The 18,119-nt window shown below is 74.9% G+C and carries 12 protein-coding genes and 3 pseudogenes; 7 read left to right on the top strand and 8 right to left on the bottom strand.

Annotated features, from left to right (window positions below; translation table 11 throughout):
- Positions 1 to 6 precede the first annotated feature (6 nt).
- Positions 7 to 1,050, top strand: a complete 1,044-nt coding sequence (locus AY578_RS11455; RefSeq protein ID WP_136239644.1) for a zinc-dependent alcohol dehydrogenase family protein — start codon at positions 7 to 9, stop codon at positions 1,048 to 1,050.
- 67 nt (positions 1,051 to 1,117) lie between these two features.
- On the opposite strand, the gene AY578_RS11450 is transcribed toward AY578_RS11455, so the two are convergent.
- Positions 1,118 to 1,309, bottom strand: coding sequence for a helix-turn-helix transcriptional regulator (locus AY578_RS11450; RefSeq protein ID WP_019527550.1), 192 nt, complete (start codon positions 1,307 to 1,309; stop codon positions 1,118 to 1,120).
- A gap of 422 nt (positions 1,310 to 1,731) precedes the next feature.
- Here AY578_RS11450 and AY578_RS34070 point away from each other — a divergent pair.
- The 5 genes and pseudogenes from AY578_RS34070 to AY578_RS33835 all read left to right on the top strand — a co-directional run.
- A pseudogene (locus tag AY578_RS34070) lies at positions 1,732 to 1,893 on the top strand (5-deoxy-glucuronate isomerase); the annotation flags it as partial.
- Positions 1,894 to 2,099: 206 nt separating this feature from the next.
- A complete protein-coding gene (gene mmsA, locus AY578_RS11435) occupies positions 2,100 to 3,602 on the top strand; it encodes a CoA-acylating methylmalonate-semialdehyde dehydrogenase (protein ID WP_019527551.1) in 1,503 nt (500 codons plus the stop codon).
- 133 nt (positions 3,603 to 3,735) lie between these two features.
- Complete coding sequence (locus AY578_RS11430) at positions 3,736 to 6,381, top strand: alpha/beta fold hydrolase (RefSeq protein WP_136239643.1); 2,646 nt, start codon at positions 3,736 to 3,738, stop codon at positions 6,379 to 6,381.
- Positions 6,378 to 7,280 carry an ABC transporter permease gene (locus AY578_RS11425; RefSeq protein ID WP_019527553.1) on the top strand — a complete coding sequence of 301 codons (903 nt, stop codon included), beginning with the start codon at positions 6,378 to 6,380 and terminating at the stop codon, positions 7,278 to 7,280. Before AY578_RS11430 ends, AY578_RS11425 begins: the two co-directional genes overlap by 4 nt.
- A gap of 179 nt (positions 7,281 to 7,459) precedes the next feature.
- On the top strand, positions 7,460 to 8,398 hold the full coding sequence (locus tag AY578_RS33835) for a chaplin family protein (protein ID WP_028959241.1): 939 nt from the start codon (positions 7,460 to 7,462) through the stop codon (positions 8,396 to 8,398).
- A gap of 99 nt (positions 8,399 to 8,497) precedes the next feature.
- Here AY578_RS33835 and AY578_RS11410 read toward each other — a convergent pair whose 3' ends face one another.
- Together AY578_RS11410 and AY578_RS11405 are read right to left on the bottom strand one after the other, a co-directional pair.
- Positions 8,498 to 9,763: an NAD(P)-binding domain-containing protein gene (locus AY578_RS11410; protein ID WP_136239662.1), complete on the bottom strand. Its 1,266-nt coding sequence runs from the start codon at positions 9,761 to 9,763 to the stop codon at positions 8,498 to 8,500.
- A gap of 2 nt (positions 9,764 to 9,765) precedes the next feature.
- Positions 9,766 to 11,022, bottom strand: a complete 1,257-nt coding sequence (locus AY578_RS11405) for a carboxylate--amine ligase (RefSeq protein ID WP_136239642.1) — start codon at positions 11,020 to 11,022, stop codon at positions 9,766 to 9,768.
- A 162-nt stretch (positions 11,023 to 11,184) separates the two neighbouring features.
- Here AY578_RS11405 and AY578_RS11400 point away from each other — a divergent pair.
- Positions 11,185 to 12,491: pseudogene (locus AY578_RS11400) on the top strand (glycoside hydrolase family 26 protein).
- A gap of 26 nt (positions 12,492 to 12,517) precedes the next feature.
- Here the strand turns inward: AY578_RS11400 and AY578_RS11395 are convergent.
- From AY578_RS11395 to AY578_RS11375, 5 genes and pseudogenes are all read right to left on the bottom strand, one after another.
- Positions 12,518 to 13,155, bottom strand: a pseudogene (locus tag AY578_RS11395) (lipopolysaccharide biosynthesis protein).
- On the bottom strand, positions 13,152 to 14,306 hold the full coding sequence (locus tag AY578_RS11390) for a glycosyltransferase (protein WP_028959245.1): 1,155 nt from the start codon (positions 14,304 to 14,306) through the stop codon (positions 13,152 to 13,154). The pseudogene AY578_RS11395 and the gene AY578_RS11390 overlap by 4 nt, the downstream one beginning before the upstream one ends.
- A 1-nt stretch (position 14,307) precedes the next feature.
- On the bottom strand, positions 14,308 to 15,075 hold the full coding sequence (locus AY578_RS11385) for a polysaccharide deacetylase family protein (RefSeq protein ID WP_136239775.1): 768 nt from the start codon (positions 15,073 to 15,075) through the stop codon (positions 14,308 to 14,310).
- Positions 15,059 to 16,774: a lipid II flippase MurJ gene (locus AY578_RS11380; RefSeq protein ID WP_136239774.1), complete on the bottom strand. Its 1,716-nt coding sequence runs from the start codon at positions 16,772 to 16,774 to the stop codon at positions 15,059 to 15,061. Before AY578_RS11380 ends, AY578_RS11385 begins: the two co-directional genes overlap by 17 nt.
- Positions 16,771 to 18,117, bottom strand: a complete 1,347-nt coding sequence (locus AY578_RS11375; protein ID WP_136239773.1) for an O-antigen ligase family protein — start codon at positions 18,115 to 18,117, stop codon at positions 16,771 to 16,773. Before AY578_RS11375 ends, AY578_RS11380 begins: the two co-directional genes overlap by 4 nt.
- Positions 18,118 to 18,119: the final 2 nt, after the last annotated feature.

The following is an 18,119-nucleotide window of genomic DNA, read 5'->3' as shown; positions in this document are numbered from 1 at the left end:
CCTGGCATGCGAGCGGTGGTGTTCGAGCGGTACGGGGAACCGGCCGAGGTGCGCGAGGTCGCGGACCCGGAGCCGGCGGAGCACGGGGTCGTGGTCCGCGTGGAGGCCACCGGCCTGTGCCGCAGCGACTGGCACGCCTGGCAGGGCCGCGACCCGGACGTCGCCCTCCCGCACGTCCCCGGCCACGAGCTCGCCGGAGTCGTCGAGGCGGCGGGCCCCCGGGTCACCCGCTGGCGCGCCGGGGACCGGGTCACCGTGCCGTTCGTCTGCGCCTGCGGCTCCTGCCCGGCCTGCGCGGCCGGCGACCAGCAGGTGTGCGAACGCCAGACGCAGCCCGGCTTCACCCACTGGGGCTCCTTCGCCCAGTACGTCGCCCTCGACCACGCCGACGTGAACCTGGTCGCCGTCCCCGGCGGCATGGCGTACGCCACCGCCGCCTCCCTCGGCTGCCGGTTCGCCACCGCCTACCGGGCCGTGGTGCAGCAGGGCCGGGTCGCGGCGGGGGAGTGGGTCGCGGTGCACGGCTGCGGGGGTGTCGGTCTGTCCGCGGTGATGATCGCGGCGGCGTCCGGCGCGCGCGTGGTCGCGGTCGACGTGTCGCCGGGCGCGCTCGACCTGGCCCGGCGGTTCGGCGCGGCCGAGACCGTGGACGCCTCCGCGGTGGACGACCCCGCAGCCGCGGTCCGTGAGCTGACCGGCGGCGGCGCCCACCTCTCCCTGGACGCCCTCGGTGCGCCTGTCACCTGTGCCGCCTCTGTGAACGGCCTGCGCAGGCGGGGCCGGCACGTGCAGGTGGGCCTGCTCCCCTCGGAGACGGGCACCACGCCCGTGCCCATGGCCCGCGCCGTCGCCCTGGAGCTGGAGATCCTCGGCAGCCACGGCATGGCCGCCCACGCCTACCCGCCGATGCTGGACCTGGTGCGCGCCGGGGTGCTCCGCCCCGACCTGCTGGTGACCTCCGTGATCGGCCTGGACGCGGTGCCCGCTGCGCTGGCGGCGATGGACACCGCGCCGGCCGCCGGGGTGACGGTGATCGAGCCCTGGCGCTGAGCGCACGCACGGACGCCGTGCCCCCGCGTGGTCGGCGCGGGGGCACGGCGTCCTCGTGCCGCGGCGGTCAGTCCCGGCGGTTGCGGTTGCCGGGACGGGCGGCGACCCAACGGCGGACCGTGTCGGGATACCAGTAGGGCTTCCCGCTCTCCACCCGGTCCGGCGGCGGCAGCAGGCCGTGCTTGCGGTAGGAACGCACGGTGTCCGGCTGCACCTTGATGTGGGCCGCGATGTCCTTGTACGACCACAGCTCGGTCATGAGTGCACCTCCCCGCGCACACCACGGCGGCGGCCGGGGGCGGCCGTCAGGGGGAGCCGGGCATGCGCTGGCGATCGACAGCGTCGTGCGGGAGAACGAGCCGGCCCGCGTACGGAGAGGGCTCGTGCGCGGGTGTGACGGAAGGGCCGCCCGCGTGTGACACCCGTGACGCGACGGGAGTGTTTGTGACAGGAGTGCCACACGGGCGCACCCCGGCACACCGGCGGGGCGCATTGACTCCCCGGCCCCCGGACGCGTACCGGCGCCCTTGCGGACCCGGACCGGTACCCCTCCTCCCACCCTCACTTCCGACATCTCGTCCGAATGTCCGGACAAAACATTGACAGGGCTTCGTGAGCGGGGCTAGAACCGGGGGAAGCCCTCGGATCCCGCAGGGGGACTAGACGTTCGAAGGGAGCGTCATGGCGAGCCTCCACCGTCGCCGGGCGTTCCCCGGCCGTCGTCGGGGCGCCCACGGCGGCGCCCCCGCACAGATCGCCTCCGGCGCGGGAGGCCGCCTCGCTTTGGCAGGAGCGAGGTGCGAGCGACGACTCCCCGCCCGCCGCGGCCCCGCGCCGGAGGTTCAGCCCCGTACGTCCGCCCCCGAGACCCATGTGTCCACTCGCGGACCCGAACGGCCGACACAGTGTCGGGCCCGCCCGGCACCCCGCCCCTGGTGGGATGGACCCGTGGCCATCGCCGCGGCACGCCCGCCCGCGGCACCACCGCACGAGCTGTACGAACGGCACGTCTCCACCCGACGCCGCCATCTGCGAAGGAGTTCTCGGTCATGACGAAGATCGTCAACCACTGGATCGGCGGCAAGACCGCCGAAGGCGCCTCGGGAACCTACGGCCCGGTGACCAACCCGGCGACCGGCGAGGTCACCACCAAGGTCGCCTTCGCCTCCGTCGAGGAGGTCGACGCGGCGGTCGCCGCCGCCAAGGAGGCGTTCCGCACCTGGGGCCAGTCCTCCCTCGCCCAGCGCACCTCGATCCTGTTCAAGTTCCGCGCGCTGCTCGACGCCCACCGCGACGAGATCGCCGAGCTGATCACCGCCGAGCACGGCAAGGTGCACTCCGACGCCCTCGGCGAGGTCGCGCGCGGCCTGGAGATCGTCGACCTGGCCTGCGGCATCAACGTCCAGCTCAAGGGCGAGCTGTCCACCCAGGTCGCCAGCCGCGTGGACGTGGCGTCCATCCGCCAGCCGCTCGGCGTGGTCGCCGGCATCACCCCGTTCAACTTCCCCGCGATGGTGCCGATGTGGATGTTCCCCATCGCCATCGCCTGCGGCAACACCTTCGTGCTGAAGCCCAGCGAGAAGGACCCGTCCGCCTCCGTCCGCCTCGCCGAGCTGCTCGCCGAGGCCGGGCTGCCCGAGGGCGTGTTCAACGTCGTGCACGGCGACAAGGTGGCCGTCGACCGCCTCCTGGAGCACCCGGACGTCAAGGCCGTGTCCTTCGTCGGCTCCACGCCCATCGCCCGCTACATCCACACCACCGCCTCCGCCAACGGCAAGCGCGTCCAGGCCCTCGGCGGCGCCAAGAACCACATGCTGGTGCTGCCCGACGCCGACCTCGACGCGGCCGCCGACGCCGCGGTGTCCGCCGCGTACGGCTCGGCCGGCGAGCGCTGCATGGCGATCTCCGCGGTCGTCGCCGTCGGCGCGATCGGCGACGAGCTGGTGGAGAAGATCCGCGAGCGCGCCGAGAAGATCAAGATCGGCCCCGGCGACGACCCCACCTCCGAGATGGGCCCGCTGATCACCGCGACCCACCGCGACAAGGTCGCCTCCTACGTCGCCGGCGCGGCCGACGAGGGCGCCGAGGTCGTCCTGGACGGCACCGGCTACACCGTCGACGGCTTCGAGAACGGCCACTGGATCGGCATCTCCCTGCTCGACAAGGTGCCGACCACCGCCAAGGCCTACCAGGACGAGATCTTCGGCCCGGTCCTGTGCGTGCTGCGTGCCGACACGTACGAGGAGGCCCTGGACCTCATCAACGCCTCGCCGTTCGGCAACGGCACCGCCATCTTCACCCGCGACGGCGGCGCCGCCCGCCGCTTCCAGCTCGAGGTCGAGGCCGGCATGGTCGGCGTCAACGTCCCGATCCCGGTTCCCGTCGGCTACCACTCCTTCGGCGGCTGGAAGGACTCCCTCTTCGGCGACCACCACATCTACGGCAACGACGGCACGCACTTCTACACCCGCGGAAAGGTCGTCACCACCCGCTGGCCCGACCCGGCGGACGCCCCCTCCGGCGTCGACCTGGGCTTCCCCCGCAACCACTGAGCCCGCTCAGGGGACGTGTGGCCGTGTACCGCGCCCGCGGTACACGGCCACACGCGCGTACACCCCCGGGAGGTCCCCCGGTTCGGTCTCCGGTCGACATCGGACCGACAGGCGGACCCCGTACGGTTGACGCATGGATCTTCGACTGCCCCGCCTCCGGCGGCCGCGGCCCCGGCGTGCCCTCGCCGCCGCGGCCGCCGTCGTCGTCCTCGCTGGGGCCGGGACCTGGACGGCCGTCGCCTCCGACGACGCGCCCCCGGTGCGCCGCGCCGACCGCGTCATGGCCACGGACGACGGGGTGCGCATCGACACCTCCTTCTTCACCGCGGGCCCCGAAGGCCGCCGTCCCGCCGTGCTGCTCGGCCACGGCTTCGGCGGCAGCAAGGAGGACGTCCGCGCCCAGGCCGAGGACCTCGCCCGCGACGGGTACGCCGTCCTCACCTGGTCCGCGCGCGGCTTCGGCCGGTCCACCGGGAAGATCGGGCTGAACGACCCTCAGGGCGAGGTCGCCGACGTCTCCCGGCTCGTCGACTGGCTGGCCACCCGCCCCGAGGTCCGCCTCGACAAGGCCGGCGACCCCCGCGTGGGCATGGCCGGCAACTCCTACGGCGGGGCCATCGCCCTCCTCGGCGCCGCGTACGACGACCGGGTCGACGCCGTAGCCCCCGCCATCACCTACTTCGACCTCGCCGAAGCCCTTTTCCCCAACGGCGTGTTCAAGAAGCTGTGGGCGGGCGCCTTCGTCACCTCCGGCGGCGGCTGCGCCCGCTTCGAGCCCGAGCTGTGCGCCATGTACGAGCGGGTCGCCGAGTCCGGCGTCCCCGACGCGCGGGCGCGGGCGCTCCTCGAAGCCCGCTCCCCGGTCGCCGTCGCCGACCGCATCGACGTGCCCACCCTGCTGATGCAGGGGCAGACCGACTCGCTGTTCCCGCTCGGCCAGGCCGACGCCGCCGCCCGGGCGATCCGCGCCAACGGCGCCCCCGTCACGGTCGACTGGCTGGCCGGCGGCCACGACGGAGGCGACCCGGAGAACGACCGCCTCCACGCGCGCGTCCGCGCCTGGTTCGACCGCTACCTCAAGGGCGACAAGAGCGCCGACACCGGCCCCGCCTTCCGCGTCACCCGCACCGGAGGCGTCGACTCCACCGACGGCCAGGCCCAGTTGCGGGGCGCGAGCGCCGACGCCTACCCGGGCCTGCACAGCGGCGAGCGGACCGTGAAGCTGACCGGCCGTGAGCAGCGTTTCGCCAACCCGGCCGGCGCCAACCCGCCCGCCGTGTCCGCCCTGCCCGGCATCGGGGGCTCCGGCGGCCTCTCCCAGCTCTCCTCCCTCGGCGTCGGCGTCTCCCTCGACTTCCCGGGCCAGCACGCCCGCTTCGAGTCCGCCCCCGTCACCCGCGACCTGCGCGTCACCGGCTCCCCGACCGTCACCGTCCGCGTGACGTCCACCGGCGACGACGCGGTCCTCTTCGCCAAGCTCTACGACGTCGGCCCGGGCGGCGGTCAGCAGGTGCTGCCCTCCCAGCTCGTCACCCCCGTCCGCGTCGAGGACGCCCGCGCCGGCAAGGACGTCGAGCTGACCCTCCCGGCCGTCGACCACGAGGTCCGCAAGGGCCACCGGCTCCGCCTGGTCCTCGCCTCCACCGACCTCGCCTACGCCTCCCCCGCCGCCCCGGCCACGTACACCGTGGCGCTGAGGAGCGACCTCACCGTCCCCACCGCGCCCGGCGTCACCACCGCCGCCGCCCCGCTGCCCGCCTGGGTGGTGTGGCTGCCCGTCGCCGGCGCCCTGACCGCCCTCGCGCTGCTCCTCACCGCCCGCCGCCGCACCACCGCCCCGGCCCCCGACCCGGACCTGGCCGACGTGCCCCTCCAGATCACCGGCCTGAGCAAGCGGTACGCCCGCTCCGCCGACCGGTACGCCGTACGGGACCTGTCGTTCCGGGTGGAGAAGGGCCAGGTGCTCGGCCTGCTCGGCCCCAACGGCGCCGGCAAGACCACCACCCTGCGCGTGCTGATGGGCCTCATCAAGCCCGACGACGGCGAGATCCGGGTGTTCGGCCACGCCGTGCGCCCCGGAGCCCCCGTGCTGTCCCGGGTCGGCGCCTTCGTCGAGGGAGCGGGCTTCCTGCCGCACCTGTCCGGCCGGGAGAACCTGGAGCTGTACTGGGCCGCCACCGGCCGCCCGCCCGAGGACGCCCACCTCGACGAGGCCCTGGAGATCGCCGGCCTCGGCGACGCGCTCGCCCGCGCCGTGCGCACCTACTCGCAGGGCATGCGCCAGCGCCTCGCCATCGCCCAGGCCATGCTCGGCCTGCCCGACCTGCTCATCCTCGACGAACCGACCAACGGCCTCGACCCGCCGCAGATCCGCGAGATGCGTGAGGTGATGATCCGGTACGCGGCCGCCGGACGCACGGTGATCGTCTCCAGCCATCTGCTGGCGGAGGTCGAGCAGTCCTGCACCCACCTCGTCGTCATGGACCGCGGCCGGCTCGTCCAGGCCGGACCGGTGCACGAGATCATCGGCTCCGGCGACACCCTCCTCGTCGGCACCGTCACGCCCGTCGAGGAACCCCTCGCCGGGAAGGTCGCCGCGCTGCCCGGCGTCGAGTCCGCCGTCCGCACCGACGAAGGGCTGCTGGTCCGGCTCGGCGCCGACGGCACCGCCCCCCGGCTGATCGCGGAACTGGTCCGGCTGGAGGTGCCCGTGACGTCCGTGGGCCCCCACCGCCGTCTCGAGGACGCCTTCCTCACCCTGATCGGAGGATCCGCATGAGCGCGCTCACCGAGCGGGCCGAGGAGTCCACGGCCCCCGAGCAGCCGCCCGCACCCGCCGGGACCGCCGCCGGCTACCGCGCCGGCCGCACCCTGCCGCTGCGCGTCGAGCTGGTCCGCCAGCTCAAGCGGCGGCGCACCCTCGTCATGGGCGCGGTCCTCGCCCTGCTGCCGTTCGTGCTGGTGACCGCCTTCGCGATCGGCGGCGAACCCGAGGGCCGCAACACCCGCGTCAACCTGATGGACACGGCCACCGCGTCCGGCGCGAACTTCGCCGCCGTCAGCCTCTTCGTGTCGGCGGGCTTCCTGCTGGTCATCCCGGTCGCCCTGTTCTGCGGGGACACCGTCGCCTCCGAGGCCGGCTGGTCCTCCCTGCGCTACCTGCTCGCCGCGCCCGTCCCCCGGATGCGGCTGCTGTGGTCCAAGCTGGTCGTCGGACTGGGACTGAGCCTCGGCGCGATGGTGCTGCTGCCGGTGGTCGCGCTCGCCGTCGGCACCGTCGCCTACGGCTGGGGCCCGCTGCACATCCCCACCGGCGGCACGCTCGACGCGGGCACCGCCGCCGGGCGGCTCGTGGTGATCGTCGCATACCTCTTCGTGTCGCAACTGGTCACCGCGGCGCTGGCGTTCTGGCTGTCCACCCGCACCGACGCCCCGCTGGGCGCGGTCGGCGGCGCCGTCGGCCTGACCATCGTCGGCAACGTCCTGGACGCCGTCACCGCCCTCGGCGACTGGCGGCACTTCCTGCCCGCCCACTGGCAGTTCGCCTGGGCGGACGCCGTCCAGCCCACACCGGAGTGGTCCGGCATGATCCAGGGCGCGTCGGTGTCCGTGACGTACGCGCTGGTGCTGTTCGCACTGGCGTTCCGCGGGTTCGCCCGCAAGGACGTGGTGTCCTGACCGCCCGGGCCGCGTGACGGCCACGCGGCCGACCGGGTGAACCTGCGCAACCGATTCCGCGCGGCAGGGTTGGAGAGGGAGACAGGCCACAGGGCAGCCGGGGCCGTGACGCGCGGCCTCGGCCGCCTCTTTCCATGCCGGGGCCGGCCTCCCGATCTTCAAGCAGGAAGACAACCACATTGCGACAGACCCTGAGCAGGGGAGTGTTCGCGGCGGCCGCTGCCGCCACGGGCATTCTGTCCCTGTACGGAACCCCCGCCCTCGCCGACTCGTTCGCGGGGGGCGGTGCCGAGGATTCTCCCGGTGTGCTGTCCGGGAACAACGTGCAGGCGCCGGTCCACGTGCCGGTGAACGCGTGCGGCAACACCGTCACCGCCGTGGGCGCGTTCAACAGCGCGTCCGACAACACGTGCGTCAACGAGTCCGGCGGCCATGGTGAGAAGGCCGGCGGCGCGCACGCGTCCGGCGGCGCCAAGGGCTCGCCCGGCGTGCTCTCCGGGAACAACGTGCAGGCGCCCGTCCACGCCCCCGTGAACGCGTGCGGCAACGACGTCACCATCGGCGGCGGCTTCAACAGCGCCTCCGACAACACCTGCGCCAACGTCTCCGAGGGCTCGCACGGCTCGCACGGCGGGAAGAAGTCCTCCGACCACTCGGCGGACCCCCAGCACGAGGCCTCCTACGGCGGCTCGCACTCCGAGAGCGGCGGTGCCCACGCGGTCGGCGCCGCCAAGGGCTCGCCCGGTGTGCTGTCCGGCAACCTCATCCAGGCGCCGATCCACGTTCCGGTGAACGCCTGCGGCAACAGCCTGAACCTCGTGGGCCTGTTCAACGAGGCGAGCGACAACACCTGCGTCAACGTCTCCGGCCACCACGAGGAGAAGGAGCCGGAGAAGGAGCCGGAGAAGACGCCCGAGAAGGACAAGCCCGAGCCGCCCGTCAAGGTGAAGACGCCGCCGACGCCCGTCGAGCCGCCGGCCGTCGACACCCCGGGCAGCCCGCCGCACCTCGCCGAGACCGGCACCGACGGCCTGATGGCCGCCTCCGCCGCCGGCGCCGTGCTGCTCACCGGCGGCGCCCTGCTGTACCGCCGCGGCCGCGTCGGCGCCCGCCGCTGACGCCCCGCGGACGCCGGGCCCACCCCACCCGGCGTCCGCGCCCCGGCGCGAAACGTCCCCGGACCACCCGGTCCGGGGGACGCCTCGTCGTACGGTCCGTCAGCCGCGCACCGGAGCCGGCGTGCCGCCACGGCCCGGACCCGCGGGCACCGGCACGGACCCGCGCACCGGGGCCGCCCGCAGCCGCCTGCGCACCCCCTGCACCAGCGTCGACGCCGTGAACGTCGCGCCGTGCACGAACCGCATCGCCGGACCGAACCCGGACGCCGTCACCAGCCCCGCGAGGAACAGCCCCGGATAGGACGACTCGAAGCCCCGGTCCAGCACCGGCGACCCGTCCGGCAGCGCCGTCATCGCGCCCCGCAGCTCCGCCGACAGCAGCCCCAGCCGGTCACGGTGCGCCTTGAACCCGGTGGCGGCGATCACGTGCTCCGTCTCCATCGTGCGCCGCGCGCCCGACAGGTCGGCCAGCTCGAGCCGCAGCCCGCCCGGCACCGCGGCCGCCGCCGTCACCTCGTGCCCCGGCATCAGATCCACCGCGCGCTCCACCCGCTCCCGCACCCACCAGGCGCCCGCGGGACCCAGCGCCGTCGCCGCGATCCTCGCCCGCGTCGCCTCCGGCAGCCGCCGGAACAGCCCCGGCCGCTCCGAGTAGAACCAGTTCCGCCAGCCCGGACCCAGGCCGCTGTGCGGCGAGCGCAGCGACTGCCACCACGGCCGCTCCCACGGCGGCGGCACGTCGTTCCAGCACAGCCGCTCCGCCCGCGCCAGCACCCGCACCCGCGTGCCCTGCTCGGCGAGCAGCGCCGCCGTCTCCAGCGCCGCCTGCCCGCCGCCGATCACCGTGACGTCCTTGCCCTGGAACGGGCCCAGGTCGCTGTGGTGGCTGCTGTGCGTCACCAGCGTCGGGTGCAGCCCGCGCAGCGCCGACGGCACCTCGATGAACGGCATCACGCCCACCGCCAGCGCCACCGTCCGCGCGTGCAGCACCTCCCCGTCCTCGGCGACCGCGCAGAAGCCCTCCGGCCCCGACGACACCCGCGCGATCATCCGCTCGTCCACGTCCGGCACGGCGTTGCGCGCGAACCACAGCCCGTACGAGGCGAAGTCCTCCACCGGGATCGGGTGCGCGTGACGGGCGGTCAGGCCCCGCTCGGCGCAGTACGCGTCGAGCCGCCACCGTCCCGCCGGGTCGGACAGGTTGGACGCCCACGGCTCCGACTTCAGGAACATCCCGGCCGGCATGGCGTCCCGCCAGGACGCCATGGGCCGGCCGAAGACACGCAGGTTCAGTCCGGCGGCCGCCGCGTGCGACGCGATCGACAGACCGTACGGACCCGCGCCCACCACCAGAAGGTCGTACATCATCAGCTGCTCGCTTTCTCGTTGTCGGTCGTCAGGGAGGGCGTGTTCGCCCGGGGTGCCGGGCGCTGCGCCGGGACCTCGGCCGCGGCGCCCAGCCGCCGGCGCAGCCGGCCGGACACATGACGGGCCCACAGGGCCCACATCGCGAGACCCGGGGCGCGGTCGTCGCCCGCCCACCAGGCCAGTTCGCGCCCGCCGGGCGAGGGGCGCAGCGCGGCGAGGGGCGCGTAGTTCTCCACCACGAAGGCCCTGCCGGTCACCGGATCGCCGTCCGGCAGGTCACGCCCCGTCAGATCCGCGTGCAGCGCCCGTACGACGTCCAGTCCTGCGCTGTCGGTGAACAGCCGGAACTGGGCGCCGGGGCGCGGGTTGAAGTCGAGGAGGTGGTAGCGGCCGGTGGCGCCGCAGCGGCGGAAGTCCAGGTCGAAGATGCCGCGGTAGCCCAGCTCGCCGGTGATCCGCTCGGCGAGCGCGATCACCTCCGAGTTGGGCGTCCAGCGGCCCACCGCGGTCAGTCCCGCGCCGCGCGGCCAGGACAGGTGCTTGCGGCCGGGTCCGCCCGCGCACACGGTGCCCGTGCGGTCGGCGTAGCCGTGGAAGAACCAGTCCCGGTCCCTGCCGGGCGGAAGGAATGCCTGGAGCAGCAGCGGGCAGCCCGCCTCCGCGGTGCGGGCGTGCAGCTCCCGCGCCTCGCGGGCGGTGTGCAGCACCTGGGTGCTGCGCAGCCCGGAGCCCGCCGGGAGCAGCCAGGGGCGGCTCCACTTGGCGACCACCGGCAGCCCGAGCCGCAGCGCGTCCTCGGCGGCCCGCGCCGGGGTGTCCGGGACCTCCGTGCGTGGGTGCGGCACGCCCACCCAGGCGCACACGGCGGCCAGTTCGGCCTTGTCCGCGACGCGCTCGGGCAGCGCGGACGGCATCACCGGCAGCAGGTAGGAACCGGTCAGCTCCTCGCGCAGCCGGGCCGTGGCGATCGCGGTGGCGTCGTCCATCGGCACCAGCACCGCCGGACGGCCCACCTGGTCGGCGACCCGGCGCAGCACGGCGAGGATCTCCTCGGCGGACGCGTCCGGGGGCGGCGGGGCATGGAGCCGGCGCACAAAGCGCGAACGGGCCACGGGACTTCCCGTGCAGTCGGCGACGACATGCACGTCCACCCCCGCCCGGCCGAGCGACCGGACGGCGCCCAGTGTGCCGTGATGAAAGGGATTCCGGTCGATCCGCAGAACGACCGCGGGAACCCGGGTGTCAAGCAAGGACACGCATTCTCACTTTCTTCTGGCGCCGTCTCACCCACACGGGCGAGAACGGCACTCGAAAGCCGCATCGACAGTGGCACTGTCGTATTTCTTATGGCTGACTTCATATGACTGTTCGTCAACAGCGAGGCATCAGGCGGACGCGAGCGAGAAGAGGAGCAGCCCATGGCCCCACAGCACAGGCGGGTCCGGTCCCGGGCCTTGGCCGTGGGCGCGGCGGCGGTCGCCGTGTCGGCCGCCCTGGCGGCGGGCCCCGCGGCCGGGGCGGCGGACGCCGCGGCGCGCTGGGCCCCACCGGGCGCCCCACACCGGCCGCCGGAGCCCCGCCCGCGCCGGGCGCTGAGCCCGCCGCGTCGGCGTTCCCCACACCCGACGTCGACATCCCCGCCGTGTCCGTGCCCGAGCTGCCGTCCGTCGCGGAGCTGCGGCCGCCGTCCGTGCCCGCCGCGAAGGGCGTGCCGCCGTTCGGCGCGTTCCTCGCCTCCGACGCGCGGGGCGTGGAGCGGATGGAGCAGCTCAGCCGCTGGCTCGGCGGCGCCGAACTGCGCGTGGGCCACACCTATCTGCCCGGCAACCACTGGCGGGACATCGAGGGCGACGTCGGCTTCCTCGAGGACTGGGCGCGCTGGCGCAACGCCGACGACAAGCGGATGCTCGTCCTCAACGTCCCGCTGCAGGAGCGCAACGAGGCGGGCGTGCCAGACGCGGAGGTCCGCGAGCTGCTGCGGCGGGGCGCGGCCGGCGAGTTCGACCACCACTTCCGCGTCCTCGCCGAACGGCTCGTCGAACTGGACATCCCCGACACCGTCCTGGTCCTCGGCTGGGAGATGAACGGCGTCACCTACACCCACCGCTGCGGACCCGACCCGGAGAACTGGAAGAAGTACTGGAACCGCATCGTCACCACGATGCGTTCCGTCCCCGGCCAGAAATTCCGGTTCGAGTTCACGCCCAACCGCGGCCGTGACGCCGTTCCGTGGACGCAGTGCTATCCCGGCGACGACACCGTCGACATCATCGGAATGGACTCCTACGACCAGCCGCGCGGAATGTCCTTCGACGAACAGGTGAAGGAACCGTACGGACTGCAGGCGCACGTCGATTTCGCCAAGGCGCACAAGAAGCCCATCGCCTATCCGGAGTGGGGGCTCTTCCGCAACGGCGACAATCCCGAGTACATGCGCCGCATGCTCGGCTGGATGCAGCAGCACCGCCCGCTCTACCACACGGTCACCGACTACTGCCCGCACGGCGTCTGGCAGTGCGACGACAACCCGGACTCCTCCCGCGTCTTCCGCAACGCCCTCTACGGCCGCACGCCCGAGGACCCGCAGACCCCGGCGCCCACCGAGCCGCCCACGGGACCGCAGCTGCCGGACCACTGCATGCCGCTGGACCTCGGACGCTGGGTGGAGCACTGGCTCGGCGGGAAGCTGTGCCTGCGCCTCGACTGGTGGTCGCGCACCGGGTGACGCCGGGACCGTCCGGCCCACCGCCGTCACCGCGGCACGTCGGCGGCGGAGGCCGGACCGGGCACGGAGGCGCTGGGCGCCCGCCCCGTCGCGGCCGCGGCGGGGCCGGGCCAGCAGCGCCAGACCGCCCAGCAGTCCGCCCGCGCTCGCCCCGACCAGGGCGGTCACGGCGGGGGGGCGGGCGCGGACGCTTCACCGCGCGGGAGAACACCAAGGACAGCACCCGGGTGCTGTCCTTGGTGTCCTCCGCGTGGCGGGTCAGCGCCCGCGCCACCGCGTTCGCCATGTCGACCGCCGTCCCGGGTTCGTCCGACGTGGCCGTGACGGACACCATCGGCGCGTCCGGCGAGGTCGCCGTGCGCACGCTGTCCCGGAGGGTGCGCACCGGAACTCCGGCCCACACCTGCGCGTCCCCCAGCACCGCGAGCTGGGTGGCCACCCGCCCGTAGGCCTGCGCGAAACCGCGCGCGGACTCCGGGGTGGCCTGGTCGGTGGGGACGGCGACGACGTAACTGGTGGCCGTGTACTCGGCCGGGGTGAGCAGGCCGTACGCGCCGCCGGACAGACCGCCGAGCAGCGTGCCCGCCACCAGCGCGGACCAGGCAGGCAGCCTTCTGACACGGTCCAGGGACGGAAGACGCAGACGGATCGGTGTGTCGGTCATGAGGACGGTGCTTCCTTGACGTGGACGGAGGGGGAGGGGCCCGCCACGGCGGCCGCGTACACGTCCATGAGGCGGGCCGAGCTGCGGGTGATGCTGTAGTGCCGGGCGGCCCCGGCGGCCGTGCGCGGGGCGGGGCCCGCCGCGCGGACCTCGGCGATCGCCCGGGCGTACTCCTCCGGGCCGCCGCGCACCCGCCGCGCGCCGGCCGAGGCGTCCGGCGGCAGGTCCTCGATCGCCGGGCAGGACCCGTGCAGCACGGGCAGCCCGGCGGCCAGGGCCTCCACCGCCGCCAGACCGAACGCCTCCTCCGTGGACGGGGAGGCGAACAGATCCATCGCCGAGGTGAGCGAGGGCAGGTCGGGGCCGGGCGTGCCGTCGGGCACGGCGGGCCGCTCCCCGGTGAACAGCACCCGCCCGGACACCCCGGCCTCGTGGGCGGTGCGGCGCAGCACGTGCTCCTCGGGACCGCCGCCCACCAGCAGCAGCCAGCAGTCCTCGGGGAGTCGCGCCAGCGCCCGCACCAGCACGTCGAACCGCTTGCCGGGGGCGAGCCGGCCCACCCCGCCGACGACGAACGCGCCGTCCGGCAGCCCGAGCCGCCGGCGGGTGCGCTCCCGCCGCTCCGGGTCGAAGCGGAAGCGGTCCAGCTCGATGCCGTTCGGCACCACCTCGATGCGGGGAGCGGGCACCCCCCACCGCTTCAGCCGGTCCGCCACCGTCGGGGAGACGGCGACCGTGGCCGAGCCGAGCCGTTCGCTCGCCAGATACAGCGCCCGCACGCCCTGTGTGAGCGCGCGGCCCTCCATCTGGGAGTCGCCCAGCGAGTGCTCGGTCGCCACGACGGCCCGCACCCCCGCCATCCGCGCCGCAAGGCGGCCGTACACGCAGGCCCGGTAGAGGTGGGTGTGGACCAGGTCGTAGCCGCCGGAGCGGATCACCCGGACCAGGCGCGGCAGCACGCCGACGTCGCGGTTGCCCGCCATGCCCAGGTGCAGCACGCGCACGCCGTCGGCGCGCAGGCCCTCGGCGACCGGGCCCGGGTTGGTGAGCGTCACCACGTCGCAGGCGACGGGCAGATGCCGCAGGAGCAGCCGCAGCTGCTGTTCGGCGCCGCCCACGCCGAGGCCGGTGATGATGTGCAGCGCCCTCATCTCAGACGCCCTCCACCGGACGGCGGCGCCAGCGGTGCAGCCGCAGCTTCAGCTGTAGCCGCCACGCCGTGTCGTTCTGCCCGACGTGCGCCCGCGGCAGGGCGTGCGGGCCGGTCAGCGGGCCCGGGTCGATGGCGCAGGCGTACCGGTAGCCGGCCCTGCGCACGGCGTCGACGGCCCGCGCGTCGACCGTGCCGTACGGATAGCAGAAGCCGTCCGCCTCCGCGCCGGTGAGCGCGGCGATCCGGGCGCGGCTCTCCGTCACCTCGGCGGCGAGCAGCGTGTCGTCGGCGCGGGTCAGGTCGACGTGGGTCAGCCCGTGCGAGCCGATCTCCACGCCCTCACCGGCGGCGCGCCGGATGCCGTCCGCGTCCAGCAGCGGCTTGCGCGGCCCCAGCGGGTCCCAGGCGTTGTCGCCCCCGAGCCGTCCCGGCAGCACGAACAGGGTCGCGTTGAACCGGAACCGGCGCAGCAGCGGCAGCGCGCCGGTGAGGAAGTCGGTGTAGCCGTCGTCGAAGGTCAGTCCGACCAGGTCACGGCCCTCGCCGCGGGCGCGCGCGTCCAGCAGCTCCGCCACGGACACGCCCCGCAGCCCGCGCCGGCGCAGCCAGGTCAGCTGATGCTCCAGCCGGTCCGGGGTGACCGTGATCCGGTACGGGTCGTCGGAGCAGTCGCCCACCGAGTGGTACATCGCCACCCAGGGGACGGGCGCCGGGCGGCGCGCCGCCGGGGGCCGGTCGGCGAGCGGGGATTCAACGGGTGCGGCCATGTGTGAGCCTTCGTGTGACGGTACGGACGGAGCGCCGCGCGGTGGCGGCGCCCACGCCCAGGGCGGACAGGGCGATCGGGACGAAGACGGCGGTGACGGCGAGGCAGCCGGCCGCGAGCGCCGCCACGGGTGAGGCGAACCGGCCCGCGGCGAACACCCCGGCGGCGACGGCCAGGACGGAGGCGAGGACCGGCCGGGCCAGGTCGGCGAGGACCCGGCGGACGCCCACCGTGACCCCGGCCGGGGTGCCCGGCGCGTCGCCGGAGGGGGCGGCGCGCAGCCCGGTCAGCAGCAGGACGGCGGTGACGGTGATGCCGGCGGCGTTGGCCGCGGCGATCCCCGCGACGCCCCAGCGGCCCACCGCGAGCGCGCCGAGCAGGGAGGTGGCGACGATGCCCACGCCCATCACGCCCAGCGGGTACCAGCGGGCGCGGCCCGCCGAGAAGTAGCAGCGGACCAGCGCGCCCACCAGGGTCTGGCCCAGCAGGCCGAGCGCGTACACCCGCATCACGTCCGCCGTCGCGGCGGTGTCGGACGAGGTGAACGCCCCCCGCTGGAAGAGCAGTTCGATCATCTGCGGGGCGCAGGCGACCACCGCGCACATGCCCAGCAGCACCACGCAGGACGCCAGCACCAGGTCCCGCTGCACCCGGGCCCGGGCCCGCGCGGAGTCCCCGTCGGCGAGCGCCCGCGCCACCACCGGGAAGGTCACCGTGCACACCATCAGCGACAGCGTCATCGGGATCTGCGCGACCTTCTGCGCGTAGTTGAGGTGCGAGATGGCGCCCGCGGGCAGCGACGACGCCAGGAACCGCTCGACCAGCACCTGCGACTGGCGGCACAGCGCGAAGAGCAGCACGGCCGCGATCAGCGCAAGCCGCACCGGCCGCTCCTCGTCCGCGGGACCGTCGGCGGCGGCGGCCGGCGCGGGTGTACGGGAGGTGAGCTGCCGCCACAGCGACGGCAGTTGCACCGCCACCATCAGGCAGCCGCCCACCGCGACCCCGGCCGCGGCCGCCCGCACCCCCCACCCGCCGCCGAAGGCGAACATCGTGGCGATGATCCCCGTGTTGTACGCGACGTAGATCGCCGCCGGGGCGAGGAAGCGGCGGTGCGCCCGCAGCGCGGCGCTGCAGTACCCGGCGAGCCCGAACGCCAGCAGGCTGAGCGCGGTCAGCCGGGTGCAGTCCACGGCGAGCTGCGGGTCCGGCAGCCCGGGCGCGAGTACGGCCACCAGATACGGGGCCCCCATGGCGGCCAGCGCGGCCACCGCGGCGAACGCCAGGCACAGCCGCGGCAGCGTGGCCCGTACCAGCTCCCGCACCGGGTCGCCGGCCACGCCCCGCGCGCGCCGGGCCAGCGCCATGCTGAACGCCGGGATCAGCGCGATCGCCAGCCCGTCCTCGATCAGCAGCGTCGCCGCCATCTCCGGCACGGTCCACGCCACGAGGAACGCGTCGGTGTCGCTCCCCGCCCCGAACAGCCGCGCCAGCGACTGGTCCCGGACCAGCCCGAGCAGCGATCCGGCGATGGACAGGGCAGCGGTGAGCAGCGCGGCGCGGGCGAGGAAACGGCGGGAGGGATTCGGGTCGCCCTGGCTTTCGGATCCGGTGCCGGAGGTCTCGACCGGGGGAGGGGGCGCCTCGGCGGTGCGGGCTTTGGCGCGGGGCGGGGCGCAGTCCGTGCGGGGGGTCGTCATCGGGCCACCGCCTCCTCGACGCGGCCGGGCAGGGTGCCTTGGCGAGCCGTGTCCGCGGAGGCCCGTTCCGTCAGCCCCCACCACGCCGTCAGGCCGAGGGCGACGCCGGTCAGGACGGTCGACGGGCCGCCGATGTCGCCGTACACGTAGTCGACGAGCTGCCACAGCAGCAGGCCGCACGCGATCAGCGCGCAGTCGAGGCCGGCCCCGTCCCGCCGGGCCCGCGCGAGCGCCCGCACCGCGCACACCAGCAGCGCAAGCCAGCTCCCCACGAGCGAACAGAAGCCGAGCAGCCCCTGCTCGCTGAGCACCAGCAGATACATGCTGTGCGGGGAGAGCAGCGCCTGTTTGTGGAACGTCTCGCCGGCGCCCTCGATGTCGCTGCCGGAGGACAGCGCGAGCGTGGCGTGCCCGTCGCGGTACTCCGGGAAGTTCTTCAGCCCCACGCCGGTCAGCGGCTGTTCGCGCCACATGCCGACGGCCGACGCCCACAGCGTGTACCGGTCGACCACGGAGTGGTCCGGCGCGTCCGCGACCTGCGTGATGCTGTCGATCCGCTCCTGCAGCATCGCCGAGCCCACCCCGAAGCCGCCCACGAGGATCACCCCCGCCGCGACCACGGCCGCCCCCGCCTTCAGCGCCCGCCGCAGCCCCGCCACCGTGAGCTGCACCGTGCAGGTCAGGGCGGTCGCGATCCAGGCGCCCCGGCTGAAGGACACCGCCAGCGGCACCAGCAGCACCACCGCGCACCCGGCCGCCACGGCCCGCTGCCACGACGGGGTGCGGCCCAGCGCGAGCCCGGTCGCGCAGACCACGCCGAGCGCCACCGCCGTGGCCATGCCCATCACGTCCTGCGCCCCGAAGGTGCCGACCGCGCGGACGGTCTCCCCCTGGTAGGAAGCGCCGGTCCCGGTGACGTACTGATGCACGCCGAGGGCCCCCTGCCACAGCGCGAGGCCCACGAACGACCAGGCCAGCAGCCGGAAGTCGGCCCGCCCGCGCAGCAGCACCAGCACGGCCGCCGGGACCAGCACGAACACCTGCAGATAGCGGGCCATCCCGCCGAGCCCCGCCGCCGGCGAGGCCGCGCCCATGGCGGCGACCGCGAGCCCCGCCACGGGCAGTCCCAGCACCACCGCCGCACGCGGCGACAGCGGACGCCGCCGCTCCCGCAGCAGCAGGATCACGCAGTACCCCACCACCAGCGCGGACACCGCGTCGGCCGGCTGCGCGCCGTCACCCGCGACCGGCAGGCCCAGCAGCGCCACCACCGCCACCAGAGGCAGCACCGGCGCGAAGCGGGCGGCCCGGCGCGGCAGGGGCAGGAGGGGGACGTGGCTCACCT

The sequence above is a fragment of the Streptomyces thermocarboxydus genome (genome assembly GCF_024760485.1).
GTDB classification, from domain to species: domain Bacteria; phylum Actinomycetota; class Actinomycetes; order Streptomycetales; family Streptomycetaceae; genus Streptomyces; species Streptomyces cellulosae.
The sequence above is the reverse complement of the archived record's forward strand: the minus strand, read 5'-3'. Positions and strand labels throughout refer to the sequence as shown.

Bases quoted from the DNA above. Each gene is read 5' to 3' on its own strand.
- AY578_RS11455 (WP_136239644.1), top strand. From the start codon at position 7: ATGCGAGCGGTGGTGTTCGAGCGGTACGGGGAACCGGCCGAGGTGCGC.
- AY578_RS11450 (WP_019527550.1), bottom strand. From the start codon at position 1,309: ATGACCGAGCTGTGGTCGTACAAGGACATCGCGGCCCACATCAAGGTG.
- mmsA (WP_019527551.1), top strand. From the start codon at position 2,100: ATGACGAAGATCGTCAACCACTGGATCGGCGGCAAGACCGCCGAAGGC.
- AY578_RS11430 (WP_136239643.1), top strand. From the start codon at position 3,736: ATGGATCTTCGACTGCCCCGCCTCCGGCGGCCGCGGCCCCGGCGTGCC.
- AY578_RS11425 (WP_019527553.1), top strand. From the start codon at position 6,378: ATGAGCGCGCTCACCGAGCGGGCCGAGGAGTCCACGGCCCCCGAGCAG.
- AY578_RS11410 (WP_136239662.1), bottom strand. From the start codon at position 9,763: ATGTACGACCTTCTGGTGGTGGGCGCGGGTCCGTACGGTCTGTCGATC.
- AY578_RS11390 (WP_028959245.1), bottom strand. From the start codon at position 14,306: ATGAGGGCGCTGCACATCATCACCGGCCTCGGCGTGGGCGGCGCCGAA.
- AY578_RS11385 (WP_136239775.1), bottom strand. From the start codon at position 15,075: ATGGCCGCACCCGTTGAATCCCCGCTCGCCGACCGGCCCCCGGCGGCG.
- AY578_RS11380 (WP_136239774.1), bottom strand. From the start codon at position 16,774: ATGACGACCCCCCGCACGGACTGCGCCCCGCCCCGCGCCAAAGCCCGC.